The organism is Burkholderia sp. Ed8 (assembly GCF_040761425.1).
In the GTDB taxonomy this organism is placed as follows: Bacteria; Pseudomonadota; Gammaproteobacteria; order Burkholderiales; family Burkholderiaceae; genus Burkholderia; species Burkholderia seminalis.
Map to the genome: position 1 here is coordinate 1,200,618 of NZ_CP142885.1, position 12,786 is coordinate 1,213,403.

Sequence of the window (12,786 nt, forward strand, 5' to 3'; positions counted from 1 at the left end):
AAGGCCGGGCGCATGCGCACCCGGCTGCGCGGCAGGCGATCCCGGACTTACCAGAACCCGCGAATGCCCGCGATGCCGTAGGCGCCGTGGCGGCGCGCGTCGTCGAGATGCGTGCGCGTCATCCCGCCGAGCGCGAAAACGGGCATCGTGGCCTGCGCGGCCAGCGCATCGAACCGCGCCCAGCCGAGCGTTGCCGCGCCGGGGTGGCTGAGCGTCGGCAACACCGGCGACAGCGTGACGAAATCCGCGCCGATGCGGGCGGCAAGCAGCAGATCGTCGAGCGTGTGACAGGCGGCGGACACCCATCGTCCGGCCGGCAGCGGCCGCTGCGCGGCGGCGCGCAACGCGGTGCCGTCGAGATGCCAGCCGGCGCCGTCGAGCCGCATCACGCCGGCTGCATCGATCGGCCCGTTGAGCATCAGCTGCGCGCCGGCGGCGTCGCAGCGCGCGAGCGCGGCGGCGGCGAGTGGCGCGAACGCGGCCGCATCGAGCGACTTCACGCGCAGTTGCACGAGCGTTTCGCCGCGCGCGAGCACGGCCGACAGCCGGTCGAGGAACGCCGCGCAATCGGCCGCCGACGCGGACGCCGGTTCCGGCGTGATCACGCAGCAGCGCGGCAGCGGCGCGGCCGTGCCGTTCATCGCGTGCGGCACTGTAGGGCCATCATTCGTCGGCCTCTTTCGCGACCTTCGGATAGACGCGCACGAGCACGATGCGCGGCCCGTTCATTTTCTTCACGACCACGTCGAAGCGGTCGAACGACACGCGTTGCCCTTCGGTCGGCAGGTCGCTCAACGCCTGGATCACGAGGCCGCCGACCGATTCCGCGCGGCCTTCGTCGATATCGATGCCGAGCGCCTGCTCGAGCGACACGACGGGCAGGCTGCCCTTGCCCATCAGCGTGCCGTCGTCGAGGCGGCTCCAGTCGGCATCGCCCTGGCGGAACTCGTCGTGGATCTGGCCGACCAGCGCGCCGAGCAGGTTGTCGAGCGTCAGGAAGCCGATCGGCTTCTCGCCCTTGTTGCCGACCAGCGCGAAGTGCGGCGCGCCCTTGCGGAAGCGGCGGAACAGGTCGAGCGCCGGCGTGTCGGGCCGCACGTACTGCACGGGGCGCACGTAGTCGGACAGGTCTTCGAGCGCGGCGCCGGCATGACGCGCGAGCAGCAGGTCCTTCAGGTGGATCAGCCCGCTCACCTGTTCGCGCGACGCATCCTCGAACAGCGGATAGCGGCTGAAGCGGTGCCGCGCGACGATCTCCATGTTGTCGGGCAGCGGCAGGTCGCGCCGCAGGCCGATCATTTCATGGGCCGGCCGCATCAGGTCCGACACGGTCATCGACGAGAAATCGAGCGAATGCGCGAGCGTGTTCCACTCGTCGTCGCTGTACGTGCCGCGCGCCGGTTGGGCGGCATTGCCGGCCGTGCTGCGGCGGCTGCGCAGGATCAGCTTCAGCTCGTCGGTCGAGTAGTGCGCGTCGCTGCCGTGGTCGGCCGACAGCCCGGCGAGCCGCAGCACCGCGTTGGCGCTGGAGTTGAGCACCCAGATCGCCGGATACATCGCCCAGTAGAACGCATACAGCGGCAGCGCGACCCACAGGCCGACCTTCTCGGACTGGCGGATCGCCATCGATTTCGGCGCAAGCTCGCCGACGACGATATGCAGGAACGAGATCAGCGAGAACGCGAATATCAGCGAGATCAGGTGCACGACGCGTTCGGACTGCACGCCGATCAGGTCGAGCACCGGGGCGAGCAGTTGCGCGAACGCCGGTTCGCCGACCCAGCCGAGGCCGAGCGACGCGAGCGTGATGCCGAGCTGGCACGCGGAAAGGTACGCGTCGAGGCGGCCGTGCACGATGCCGAGGATGCGCCCGCGCAGGCCGTGCTTGCGGGCCAGTGTCTTGACGCGCGTGGCGCGCAGTTTGACGAGGCCGAATTCGGCCGCGACGAAGAACCCGTTGAGGGCCACCAGGAACAACGCGCCGATGAGCGCGAAGATCTGTAACAAAGAATCGCTCCGGTTATGACAGGCCCATCAGTATAGAGCCGGAAAGGAATTTGTAATGTACTGGACGGCCGAATACTTACACCGGCGCCTCGCAGGGGACGGAGAAGGTGAGGGTGGCCGCCGCACCGTCGGCGAACGCGGTATGCGAGAACGTGCCGCCGTGCGCGAGCGCGACGCGCTGGCACAGCGCGAGGGTCCATGCGACCCGCTTCGCGTCGCGCTCGCGCAGCATCTCGCGCCGGGCGAACGCCTCGAACGCGTGCGGTTGCGCGGGATCGGCGAGGGCGGCGGCATTCACGGTGCAGGCGGCGCGCGCGGTGAACCGGGCGCCGTCGCGCGCGCATTCGAACGTCACGCGTGAGCCGGCGGCGCTGGCTTCGACGGCGGTCGTCAGCATCGTCCACAGCGCCTGCGCGATGCGCTCGCGGTCGGCGGACAGCGACGGCGCGCCGTCGTCCGGCAGCGTCGCGTCGAGCGCGACCTGCCGCGCGTCGGCGAGTGTCGCGCGTACGAGCGCGAGCGTGTCGTCGAGCAGCGCGCGCAGCGCGAACGGCCGCGGCTCGAGGGCGAGCGTGCGGGTTTCCGCGCGCGGCGCGTCGAGCACGTCGTCGATCAGCGCAACCTGCTGGTCGATGCCCGTGCGGATGCCCGCGAGCGCGCGCTGCAGGTTTGGATCGGCATTGGCGAGCTGGCGCTCGAGCACGTACGCCCAGCTGTGCATCGCGTTGAGCGGGCTGCGCAGGTCATGCGACGCGGTGGAGAGCGCCTGATCGCGCAGGAACAGCGCCGCCTGGGCGGCGTAATGCGCTGCGCGTTCGCGCAGCAGGTCGGCGGCGGGATCGACGGAAGTGGACGTCACGGAGCTGGCCTGTCGGAAACGGTTGGCGTGGAAGTCACGCGAATCGCCATTATAGGGACGGTGCGTGTCACGCCGGCAGCGCGTCCTCGTCCTTTTTCCGGGCGTCGCCGTTCGGCAGCAACTGGCAGGCGAGCAGGCCGGCCAGCATCAGCGCGCAGCCGACGAGCGCGCGCAGCGTCAGCGTTTCGCCGAGCGCGGCCCAGCCGGCGAGCGCCGCGAACACGCCTTCCATGCTGAAGATCACGGCCGCGTGCGCGGGCGCCGCGTCGCGCTGCGCGACGACCTGCAGCGTATAACCGACGCCGACCGACAGCAGCCCGCCGTACAGCAGCGTCGGCAGCGCGCCGCGCAGCATCGCGACGCTGACCGGCTCGACGGCGACGCCGACCGCGAGGCACGCGATGCCGCACACGAGGAACTGCAGGAACGCGAGCACGAGCGGATCGTGCCGTTTCGCGAGATGGCCGACGGCCATCACGTGCGCGGCGATGATGACGGCGCCCGCGAGCTGGAACCAGTCGCCGTAGAGCACCGAGAAATGCTCGTCGATGCTGAGGAAATACAGGCCGATCGCCGCGAGCAGCGCGCCGAACCACGTGCCCGCGCCGATCCGGTGGCGCGCGAACACGCCCATCAGCGGCACGATCACGACGTACAGCGAGCTGATGAAGCCGGCGTTGGCGATTCGCGTGTATTGCAGGCCGAATTGCTGCAGCGAGATCGATACCGCCAGCAGCCCGCCGAGCACGACGCCCGGCAGCAGCAACGCCGGTTCGCGGCGGATCGCCGCGCACTGCGCGCGCGACGCCGCGTTGAGCATCAGCAGCGGCACCAGCACCAGCGCGCCGAGCAGGAAGCGCAGCCCGGTGAACAGGAACGGCCCGATCACGTCGAGGCTCAGCCGCTGCGCGACGAAAGCCGAGCCCCAGATCGCGGCGGCGGCGAGCATCAGCAGGTTGGCGCGGAGGTGCTGGCGGGCTTCGGGCTTCATCGGAATTCTTCTGGAGATTGCGGACGGCGAAACCCGCTAGTTTACGCCGAGATTGCAAGGCTGTCGGCGAACCGGTGCAGCGCGGCCGCGGCCCGGGCGTCGCGTACGCGCGAATACAGCACGACCTGCGATTGCGGCAGCGGCGGCAGCCCGAATTTCGCGCCGACGTCGACCAGCGTGCGCGGTGCGACGCGCCGCGCGAGCGGGCAGACGGCGAGCCCGGCCGCGGCCGCCGCCGTGACCGCCGCGACGCCGCCGCCGATGAAGCGTTCGCGCCACGGCCGCGCCGCACGGTCGAGCGCGCGCAGCGCGGCGGCCCGCACGCCGCACGGGCCGGCCAGCACCGCGAGCGGCAGCGGCTCGCCCGCGCGCGGTGCCCAGTCCGGTGCGGCGAGCCAGGCCAGCGGTTCGGTGAACAGCAGCGTGCCGTCTTCGCGCGGCGGATCCTCGCCCGGCTCGTGCCGCACGATCGCCGCGTCGAGCCGGCGTTCGTCGTATTGCGCGAGCAGGTTCGTCGACGTCCCGAGATGCATTTCCAGCGACAGCCCGGGGTCCTGCCGGTGCAGGCTCGTGAGCACCGCCGGCAGGTCGGGCACCGCGACGTGCTCGCTGACGCCGAGCGACAGGCGATACGTACCGGCCGAAATCGCGCCGAGCGCGTGCTCGTGCGCGTCGAGCAGCGCGCGGGCGGCCGGCAGGAAGTTCTCGCCGTCGGCCGCCAGCTTGACGACGCGCGGCGTGCGCGCGAGCAGCGGCTTGCCGAGGTGGGCCTCCAGGCGCTTCAGCTTCAGGCTGACGGCCGATTGCGTGGTGCCGAGCGCATCGGCGGCGCGCGTGAAGCTGGCGAGATCGGCGACCAGCACGAATGCACGGACCGCATCGAGATCGAGTACTTTCATTTCAAGTGTAAATGAATGAAATATCCGTCAATGACTGTTCATTATAGTTCGGCGCACCTAACCTGATGTCGTGTTTCCGTTTCTTCCACGTCAACTTCACCGACAGGAGCAGGACCATGCCATTCACCCGTATCGCCGTACGCGAAGGCAAACCGGCCGCCTACCGCGCGGCGCTCGTCGACGGCGTGCATCGCGCGCTGATGCAGACCTTCAACGTGCCCGAGGACGACATCTTCATGGTCGTGACCGAGCATGCGGCCGAGAACTTCGTGTACGGCCGCCATTACCTCGACATCGAGCGTAGCGACGATCTCGTGATGATCCAGATCACCGCGAACAACACGCGCACCCTCGAGCAGAAGCGGGCGCTGTACCGGACGATCGCAGAGAACCTCTCGCAGCAGCCCGGCGTGCGCCAGCAGGACGTATTCATCAGTCTCGTCGAGGTGCTGAAGGAGGACTGGTCGTTCGGCAACGGCCTCGCGCAATACGCCGTTTGATATCCGACAGGCGACAGGGCCAGATCGCCGCCGGCACGATTTGACGGCGTGTACTATGGAAGCTGCTTCACGGGCGACGCCGGCGCGGTCGATGCGCCGGCGATTCTTCTTGTGCAGGAGCCTTCATGTCGCGTGTGCTGGAAATCGTGTTGTCGCTGTCGCTGGAAGGGTGGCCGGTCAAGCCCGCGGGTCGCGCCCGCGGCACGCAGCGCGACTTCGGCGCCGAGCTCGTGCGTGCGTGGCGGATCTGCCCGCAGGTGCGGATGCGGCGCGGCCACGAACGCGTGACGATCGAGCCGTGCCGGATCGAGGAGGCCGAGGCGAGCCCCGGCGCCAACTGGTGGACCTGGGTCGAATCGAACGCGCACGGCAGGCGTGTCGTCGCGTCGCGCACGAAGGCGTTCGCGCCCGGCGTCACCGCGCGCGAACTGTTCGACGCGGAACATGCGGGCATCGTCGTCGCGATGCCGCTGCCCGTACCCGTGGCGACGGCCGCCGCCGATGCCGATGCACCGACGGACGAAGTCGACGGCGTCGCGCCTGACGCTGCCGCGCCCCCGGCGGCGGGCGAGCAGCCCGATGCGCCGGCGCTGCGCCTCGTCAGCGAACGGCGACGCGGGCGGTGGGCCGACGACAGCGGCGTCGTGGTCGAGATGACGCTCGACGACATCACGCTGTCCGGCGGCGGCGAGCCGCCGCGCCGCTACGTCGAGTTGCGGCTTGCCGCACCCGACTGGGAAACCGTCGCCGCGCGCACGGCCGCGCTGCACGCGTTGTTTGCCGCGGCGCGCGAGCTGAGCGGCGCGTGGCCCGCCTTCGTGCAACTGACGAGCGTGATCGACCGCGCCTGCGCGGGCGGCCCGGTGGCCGGCGGGCTGGTCAAGGCGCAACCGGTCGACCTGACCGGCATCCGCACGCAACGCGCCGCGCTGTTCGCGCTGTCCGGCGACATCACCGCGCAGTGGCTCGGCAACGAGGGCGGCGTGCTCGAGCGCGACGATCCCGAATTCGTCCACCAGATGCGCGTCGCGCTGCGCCGCCTGCGCACGCTGATGCGCTTCTTCCCGCGTTTTGCCGACCGCCAGTGGCGCGACACGCTCGGCGTTGACCTGCGCTGGCTCGCCGGGCTGCTCGGCACGGTGCGCGACTGGGACGTGTTTTCGACCGAAAGCCTGCCCGCGCTGATCGCGGCCGACGGCGGCGACGGCGACTGGGACGGCACGCTCGACGCGGCACGCGCGCAGTCGACGACCGCGCGTGTCGAGCTGCGTCAGGCGTTGCATTCGGCCCGCTACGCGCGGCTGACGCTCGGCTGGCTCGAATGGCTGAGCACGCTCGCGCTGCCGGCAGCCGAGGGCGGCGATGCGCCGCCGCTGCGGCGGCATGCGGCCAAGCGCGTGCGCCGGCTGTTCGGCCATCTCTATGCGTCGCCGTCGCTCACGTCGCTCGATACGGCCGCGCGCCACCAGGTGCGGATCGACGCGAAGCGGCTGCGCTATGCGCTCGAATTCTTCGCGTCGCTGGCGTCGCGCCGCACGCGCAGCGAAACGGTCAAGACGCTCACGCGCGTGCAGAGCGTGCTCGGTGAAGCGAACGACGCGATGGTCGCGCTGCATCACCTCGAGCAACTGGGCGCGCCGCCGTACCAGCTCGGTTTCGTGCGCGGCTATGGCGCGGCGCTCGAACAGCGCGCGGCGCGCGACGCCGAGGCGCTGCTGGCCGGCCTGCGGCCGCCGAAGCTCGACGGCAAGCCGGGCCGAGCGGCGCGCTGACTATAATGACCGCCCGTTTCCCATACGCCGCCCGATGACCGACGCACCGCACGCTTCCCCATCCGCCGAACCGCTCGAACTGGGCGGCGAGCTGTGGCTGCGCGCCGGCGAGCAGACGCTCGGCGGCGCAACGCGCATCGCGCTGCTCGCGGCGATCGGCGACACCGGTTCGATCACGCGAGCGGCGAAGGCCGTCGGCCTTAGCTACAAGGCCGCGTGGGATGCGGTCGACACAATGAACAATCTTGCCGGCGAACCGCTCGTCGCGCGTTCGACGGGCGGCAAGGGCGGCGGCGGCACGACGCTGACGCCGCGCGCGACGTCGCTGATCGCCGCGTTCCGCACGATCGAGCGCGAGCATCGCCGCTTCATCGAGGCCGCGAGCGCGGCCGTCGCCGGTTTCGACGTCGACTGGGCGCTGATCGGCCGGATCGGGATGAAGACCAGCGCGCGCAACCAGTTGTTCGGCAAGGTTGCGTCGATCGTGCGCGGCACGGTCAACGACGAGGTGACGCTGACGCTGCCCGGCGGGCAGCCGGTCGTTGCCGTGCTCACGCACGAAAGCGCCGAGGCGCTCGGCCTGCGCGAAGGCGCGGAGGCCTGCGCACTGGTGAAGGCGTCGTGGGTCGTGCTGGCGGTGGACGATGACGGGCCCGACCTGAAGGTGTCCGCGCGCAACCAGCTGAGGGGCCGCGTGGAAGCCGTCGTGGCGGGTGCGGTGAACAGCGAGGTGACGCTGGCGCTCGACGGTGGCGGGACGCTGACGGCGGTTGTCACCCACGACAGCGTCGCGGCGCTGCAACTCGACGCGGGCCGGCCGGCGATCGCGCTGTTCAAGGCGTCGAGCGTGATTCTCGCGGTGACGGGCTGACGCAGCGGCTCGGGCGGCGCGCGTCGAAGATCGCGCGACGGACGGGGCGAAGCCGGCGTCGCACGGCACGTGCACGGCACCGACTTCGTTTCCGTTTTCAGCCGGTGCCGCGCCGCGCGGCTTCTCTCAGGCGCCCACCCGCCTGCCGCGACCACGGCCTCGCGCGCTCAGCTGACGCGCGTCGGCCACCCGGCGTGCGGCGGGGCCGCCTGCACGCGTCCTTCGCTCAACTGCACGACCTGGTCGCCGAATGCGGCGACGTCGTCGGGGTCGTGCGAGATCAGCACCATCGGGATATCGAGCCGCGCCTGCAGCTCGGCGAGCTCGTGGCGCATGCGCTGGCGCATCGCGCCGTCGAGCGCCGCGAACGGCTCGTCGAGCAGCAGGATCCGCGGCTGCGCGACCAGCGCGCGCGCCAGCGCGACGCGCTGCTTCTGCCCGCCCGACAGCTGCGACGGATACTGCCCCGCGAGCGTTTCCAGGTCGAACGCGCGCAGCCAGTACGCGACCTCGGGCGGCACCGTCTTCGCGCGCGGATTGCGCAGCCCCGACGTGAGCCCGAACGCGATGTTCTGGCGCACGTTCAGATGCGGAAACAGCGCGTAGTCCTGGAACAGGTAGGCGACGCGGCGGTCGCGGGTCGGCACGTCGATGCGGCGCGCGGCGTCGAACAGCGCCTCGCCGTTCAGCGTGATCGCGCCTTCGTCGGGCGACAGCAGTCCGGCGATCGCCTGCAGCGTCATGCTCTTGCCCGCGCCGGACGGCCCGAACAGCACGACGCGCTGCGTCGTCGCGGTGAACGACACGTCGAGCGTGAAGCGGCGCTCGGCGTTTGCGTAGGTCTTGCGGATATCGACGACGAGGCTCATGCGGGCCTCCGCCGCAACGATCGGGCCGCGGAGCGAGACGGACGGCGCATGCGCTTCATGTCGGCTGGCTCCGTCGGGCGCGCGACGGCACGAGCCAGCCGGTCGCGAGCAGCACGAGCATGCAGGTGATCGACGTCACGAGCACGAGGAAGTTGGCCGTGTGGTCGTCGCCGGCCTGCACGGCCGCGTAGATGGCGACCGACAGTGTCTGCGTGCGGCCGGGCAGGTTGCCCGCGATCATCAGCGTCGCGCCGAACTCGCCGAGCGCGCGTGCGAACGCGAGCAGCGCGCCCGCGAGAATGCCGCGCGTGGCAAGCGGCAGCGTCACGCGGAAGAACACCGCGACCTCGCCGAGCCCGAGCGTGCGCGCGGCGCGCTCGAGATGCGGATCGACACCCTCGAACGCGGCGCGTGCCGACTTCAGGATCAGCGGAAACGCGACGACCATCGACGCGATCACCGCGCCTTGCCACGTGAAGACCAGCTCGATGCCGAGATCGTCGAGCCACGCGCCGAACACGCCGCGCCGGCCGAGCAGCACGAGCAGGTAATAGCCGAGTACCGTCGGCGGCAGCACGAGCGGCAGCGTCAGGATGGAATCGACGACATCGCGCAGCGGCGAGCGCCAGCGCGCGAGCACGAACGCGGCCGCGACGCCGAGCACGATGTCGAGCGCGGTTGCCCAGCCGGCAACCTTCAGCGACAGCAGCAGCGGTACCCAGGCGTCTTGCATCGCGCGCCGCTCACTTGCCCGCGGGCTTGAAGCCGAACGTCGACAGCACGGCCTGGCCCTGCGGCGACGCGACGAAGTCGATGAACGACTGCGCCTGCGCGGCGTGCCGGCTGTCCTTCACCACGGCGATCGGGTAGGTGATGGCCGTCCTGGTCGGCACCGTCAGCGCGACCTTCACGCGGCCCGGCATGATCGCGGCGTCCGTGCCGAACACGAAGCCCGCGTCGACCTCGCCGCGCGCGACGTAGTCGAGGCTCTGGCGCACGTTGGCGGCCAGTACGCCCTTCGCGCTGACGGCGTCCCACACGCCGGCCGCGCGCAACGCGCCTTCGGTGTAGCGGCCGACCGGCACCGATGCCGGGTCGCCGTACGCGATGCGCTTCACGCCGGGGGCCGTCAGGTCGTTCAGCGACGCCGGTGCCGCCGTGCGGCTGTCCGCCGGCACGATCAGCACGAGCGAGTTCGCCGCGAAATCGCGGCGCGTGCCGGGCGCGATCACCTTTTCGTCCACCGCGCGATCCATCGCCTTCTGGTCGGCCGACGCAAACACGTCGGCCGGCGCCCCCTTGGCGATCTGCTGCATCAACACGTCCGACGCGCCGAAGTTGAACAGCACCTTGGTGTCCGGGTGTTGCTTCTCGTACGCCTCGCCGACGGCCTTGAATGCATTCGTCAGGCTGGCGGCCGCCGATACGACCAGTTCGTCGGCGGCGGAAGCGGGCGCGCTGAACGCGATGCCGGCGGCGGCAAGCGTGGCGATCGGCAGCAGGCGGAGCAGGGTGCGGCGAAGCGGACGGACGGTCGGGCGCATGGCGGATTCGTTTTTGAATGGGTGGAAACCGTAATCGTAATATAGGGCGGGTTATAACGCTCGACATACCGCTCATGCGACGGCGCGCATGAAATGGTCAGACCTGGAACGGGGCGGCCGGGCGGCCCGTCACGTGCGCAGCGCGTGCGCCGACGATTCGGTGCGCTGCAGCGACGACGGCTGCGACGCGGGATGGTAGTTCGGGTTGGCCTTCCAGCGCGCGCGGACGAACGGGCGCTCGTGGCCGGACAGTTGCAGCGCGACCTTGGTGACCCAGCGATGCGACGGCACCGTGATGCCGTGCAGCGCGACGGTGACGATCGCGAGGCTCGCGACGACCGCCGGCACGGACCAGCGGTGCGGCACCGCGCGCCACGACCCGGCAACGAACGCGAGCGCGGCGATCGCGCCGACGATGCAGCCGGTGATCGATTCGGACGGCGAATGCGCGTCGAGTGCGACGCGCGACACGCCGACCGCGATGCCGGCCGCGAGCCCGAGTGCGATGCCGGCGATTCTCACCGGCGTGCGCGTGCGGATCAGCGCGAGGAAGATCGCGACCGGATACACCGACGTCGACAGCATCGCGTGGCCGCTGAACCCCGTGAAATCCCACGCGCGGATGCCGATGCCCCAGCCGAGGAACGCGATCTTCGTGAGCGCCACCACGCCGATCGCGGCCGCCAGCACGGCGAGCCATGCGGCCGCGCGCCGCCACGAGTAACCGAGCGCCAGCCAGACGGCGATCGTGATCGCGAGCGGCAAGGTCAGGCCGGCGCCGCCGAACGCGGTGATCATGATCCACAGGTGAGACGACAGGTCGAACATCGGGAAGGGGACGGACGAAGGCGGGGAGAATGCTTAAATCAACGCGCGAGCCTGGAAGAACGACTACAACGGATACAAGCGGCGAAACCCCAGTATAGCGCCGCATGTGCATGCGGCCCGTTTTTTGCGCCGCCGGGAACGATGCGCATGCAGGAAAAATCCTGGAAACAATGTTATGGTGCATTGCACAAAGTCGAACGATGCATCCGTTGCGGCGCCTTCATGGTGCCCCTATTTTTCCTGACTGCGAGCCCGATCGATGACCAAAAGTCTGACCAAGGTGTGGCTGGGCGGCATGAAACGCATGCTCTCTCCGGCCGCGAAGCGCGCGGCGCGCGATGCACAGCGCATCACACGCGACGCACTCGAGGCTGCGGCTTCTCCCGCCGCATCCGATCTGTCCCCGCCACGCGAATCGCGCGTGCGCCCGCGTGCCGCCGCATGGGCGGCGGGCGAGTGGACGCGCGGCGAATACCCGATGGCGCCCGCGCTCGGGCGCCTCGTCCAGCATCTCGCGTACGGCCTGTACGTGCCGCCCGGCCGCCGGCGCGGCGCGATGCCGCTCGTCGTGATGCTGCACGGCTGCCAGCAGTCCGTCGACGAATTCGTGCAGGGCACGCGGATGAACCTGCTGGCCGACAAGCACGGTTTCGCGGTGCTGTATCCGGAGCAGTCGCTGCGGGCGCACGCGCACGGCTGCTGGCACTGGTATGAAGATACCGACCGCGCGGGCCGCGGCGAGGCGAACGCGGTGGCGTCGCTGGTCGATGCGCTCGTCGACGAACACGGTTTCGATGCGTCGCGCGTCTACGTGGCGGGGCTGTCGGCCGGCGCGGGGCTCGCGTCGCTTCTTGCGCTGCACCATCCGGACCGCTTCGCGGCGGTGGCGCTGCACTCGGGCCCCGCGCTCGGCGAGGCGAATTCCGGCATCACGGCGATGGACGTGATGCGGCGCGGCCTGCGGCAGAACCCGGCCGCGGTGATCGACGCCCTGGTCGATGTGGCCGCGTATCCCGGCATGCCCGCCCTGATCGTCCAGGGCGACGGCGATCACGTCGTCGCGCCGAAGAACGCCGACCAGCTGACGGTGCAGTTCATGCGCCTGAACGGGCTGGCCGATGCCCGCGGCGCACTGCGCGGCGGCGAGCGCGTCGAGACGCGCGAAGCAGGCGCGCAGATCACCGACGTCTGCCGCGACGGCGAGCCGGTCGTGCGGCTTTGTCACGTAAAAGGGCTCGATCATGCGTGGGCCGGCGGCGACGACGCCGTGGCGTTTCATGCGGCGGTCGGCCCCGATGCGAGCGCGATGATCTGGGCTTTTTTCGAGGCGAATCAACGGACTGTGGCGACCGAACGACGCATCGTCTAAGCAACGCTGGCCAAAGCATAGGGTTTTCCCTATAATTCGGGAAAACCCTAGTCCAAGACCATTGAAAGCGAGATCGCCATGTACCTGCTGAGCCACCTCTTCCTGATGCTGACCAAGAACGCCGAAAAGGCCGCGAAAGAGCGCGCCGACGCGTACCTGGCCGATGCCACCGACATCTACGATCTCGAATTCCGCATGCGCAAGATCGATCGCGAAGCGGCGATGAATCGCCCGTACTCGATCGGCTCGCGCTAAGCAGCGCAGGCGGGCACGCTGG

14 protein-coding genes are annotated in these 12,786 nt (G+C 70.2%); 5 read left to right on the forward strand and 9 right to left on the reverse strand.

Features of this window, described 5'->3' with window-relative positions:
• Positions 1–47: 47 nt before the first annotated feature.
• The 5 genes from VXM69_RS05670 to VXM69_RS05690 all read right to left on the reverse strand — a co-directional run bounded on the left by VXM69_RS05670 (position 48) and on the right by VXM69_RS05690 (position 4,756).
• Positions 48–641, reverse strand: coding sequence for a thiamine phosphate synthase (locus VXM69_RS05670; protein WP_367189134.1), 594 nt, complete (start codon positions 639–641; stop codon positions 48–50).
• 22 nt (positions 642–663) lie between these two features.
• The gene (locus VXM69_RS05675; protein ID WP_034185715.1) at positions 664–2,007 is read right to left on the reverse strand and encodes a hemolysin family protein; all 1,344 of its coding nucleotides are present in this window, start codon (positions 2,005–2,007) and stop codon (positions 664–666) included.
• Positions 2,008–2,083: 76 nt separating this feature from the next.
• Positions 2,084–2,866 carry a sensor histidine kinase gene (locus VXM69_RS05680; protein ID WP_367189135.1) on the reverse strand — a complete coding sequence of 261 codons (783 nt, stop codon included), beginning with the start codon at positions 2,864–2,866 and terminating at the stop codon, positions 2,084–2,086.
• 67 nt (positions 2,867–2,933) lie between these two features.
• A complete protein-coding gene (locus VXM69_RS05685) occupies positions 2,934–3,857 on the reverse strand; it encodes a DMT family transporter (protein ID WP_059558428.1) in 924 nt (307 codons plus the stop codon).
• A gap of 41 nt (positions 3,858–3,898) precedes the next feature.
• Entirely contained in the window at positions 3,899–4,756 is an 858-nt protein-coding gene (locus VXM69_RS05690) for a LysR family transcriptional regulator (protein ID WP_175868104.1), read from the reverse strand.
• A gap of 116 nt (positions 4,757–4,872) precedes the next feature.
• Here VXM69_RS05690 and VXM69_RS05695 point away from each other — a divergent pair, with 116 nt between their 5' ends.
• The 3 genes from VXM69_RS05695 (at position 4,873) to VXM69_RS05705 (ending at position 7,899) form a co-directional block, all read left to right on the forward strand.
• On the forward strand, positions 4,873–5,256 hold the full coding sequence (locus tag VXM69_RS05695; RefSeq protein WP_034185719.1) for a tautomerase family protein: 384 nt from the start codon (positions 4,873–4,875) through the stop codon (positions 5,254–5,256).
• A gap of 125 nt (positions 5,257–5,381) precedes the next feature.
• On the forward strand, positions 5,382–7,028 hold the full coding sequence (locus tag VXM69_RS05700; RefSeq protein ID WP_367189136.1) for a CHAD domain-containing protein: 1,647 nt from the start codon (positions 5,382–5,384) through the stop codon (positions 7,026–7,028).
• Between the two features lie 34 nt (positions 7,029–7,062).
• Positions 7,063–7,899, forward strand: a complete 837-nt coding sequence (locus VXM69_RS05705; RefSeq protein ID WP_200086658.1) for a TOBE domain-containing protein — start codon at positions 7,063–7,065, stop codon at positions 7,897–7,899.
• A gap of 167 nt (positions 7,900–8,066) precedes the next feature.
• On the opposite strand, the gene VXM69_RS05710 is transcribed toward VXM69_RS05705, so the two are convergent.
• The 4 genes from VXM69_RS05710 to VXM69_RS05725 all read right to left on the reverse strand — a co-directional run bounded on the left by VXM69_RS05710 (position 8,067) and on the right by VXM69_RS05725 (position 11,140).
• The gene (locus VXM69_RS05710) at positions 8,067–8,768 is read right to left on the reverse strand and encodes a sulfate/molybdate ABC transporter ATP-binding protein (protein WP_034185722.1); all 702 of its coding nucleotides are present in this window, start codon (positions 8,766–8,768) and stop codon (positions 8,067–8,069) included.
• A 55-nt stretch (positions 8,769–8,823) separates the two neighbouring features.
• Positions 8,824–9,501, reverse strand: coding sequence for a molybdate ABC transporter permease subunit (modB, locus tag VXM69_RS05715; protein ID WP_034185723.1), 678 nt, complete (start codon positions 9,499–9,501; stop codon positions 8,824–8,826).
• 10 nt (positions 9,502–9,511) lie between these two features.
• Entirely contained in the window at positions 9,512–10,312 is an 801-nt protein-coding gene (gene modA, locus VXM69_RS05720) for a molybdate ABC transporter substrate-binding protein (RefSeq protein ID WP_034185724.1), read from the reverse strand.
• Between the two features lie 129 nt (positions 10,313–10,441).
• On the reverse strand, positions 10,442–11,140 hold the full coding sequence (locus VXM69_RS05725) for a phosphatase PAP2 family protein (protein WP_049028951.1): 699 nt from the start codon (positions 11,138–11,140) through the stop codon (positions 10,442–10,444).
• Between the two features lie 259 nt (positions 11,141–11,399).
• Between VXM69_RS05725 and VXM69_RS05730 the strand changes: the two genes are divergently transcribed.
• Both VXM69_RS05730 and VXM69_RS05735 read left to right on the forward strand, forming a co-directional pair.
• Positions 11,400–12,509: a PHB depolymerase family esterase gene (locus VXM69_RS05730; protein WP_069705000.1), complete on the forward strand. Its 1,110-nt coding sequence runs from the start codon at positions 11,400–11,402 to the stop codon at positions 12,507–12,509.
• 78 nt (positions 12,510–12,587) lie between these two features.
• Positions 12,588–12,764, forward strand: coding sequence for a DUF3563 family protein (locus VXM69_RS05735; RefSeq protein WP_069245880.1), 177 nt, complete (start codon positions 12,588–12,590; stop codon positions 12,762–12,764).
• Positions 12,765–12,786: the final 22 nt, after the last annotated feature.

What these genes read in the sequence shown, in the direction of transcription:
- VXM69_RS05670 (WP_367189134.1), bottom strand. Translation starts at nt 641, where the DNA reads ATGAACGGCACGGCCGCGCCGCTGCCGCGCTGCTGCGTGATCACGCCG.
- VXM69_RS05685 (WP_059558428.1), bottom strand. Translation starts at nt 3,857, where the DNA reads ATGAAGCCCGAAGCCCGCCAGCACCTCCGCGCCAACCTGCTGATGCTC.
- VXM69_RS05690 (WP_175868104.1), bottom strand. Translation starts at nt 4,756, where the DNA reads ATGAAAGTACTCGATCTCGATGCGGTCCGTGCATTCGTGCTGGTCGCC.
- VXM69_RS05695 (WP_034185719.1), top strand. Translation starts at nt 4,873, where the DNA reads ATGCCATTCACCCGTATCGCCGTACGCGAAGGCAAACCGGCCGCCTAC.
- VXM69_RS05700 (WP_367189136.1), top strand. Translation starts at nt 5,382, where the DNA reads ATGTCGCGTGTGCTGGAAATCGTGTTGTCGCTGTCGCTGGAAGGGTGG.
- VXM69_RS05705 (WP_200086658.1), top strand. Translation starts at nt 7,063, where the DNA reads ATGACCGACGCACCGCACGCTTCCCCATCCGCCGAACCGCTCGAACTG.
- VXM69_RS05710 (WP_034185722.1), bottom strand. Translation starts at nt 8,768, where the DNA reads ATGAGCCTCGTCGTCGATATCCGCAAGACCTACGCAAACGCCGAGCGC.
- modB (WP_034185723.1), bottom strand. Translation starts at nt 9,501, where the DNA reads ATGCAAGACGCCTGGGTACCGCTGCTGCTGTCGCTGAAGGTTGCCGGC.
- modA (WP_034185724.1), bottom strand. Translation starts at nt 10,312, where the DNA reads ATGCGCCCGACCGTCCGTCCGCTTCGCCGCACCCTGCTCCGCCTGCTG.
- VXM69_RS05725 (WP_049028951.1), bottom strand. Translation starts at nt 11,140, where the DNA reads ATGTTCGACCTGTCGTCTCACCTGTGGATCATGATCACCGCGTTCGGC.
- VXM69_RS05730 (WP_069705000.1), top strand. Translation starts at nt 11,400, where the DNA reads ATGACCAAAAGTCTGACCAAGGTGTGGCTGGGCGGCATGAAACGCATG.
- VXM69_RS05735 (WP_069245880.1), top strand. Translation starts at nt 12,588, where the DNA reads ATGTACCTGCTGAGCCACCTCTTCCTGATGCTGACCAAGAACGCCGAA.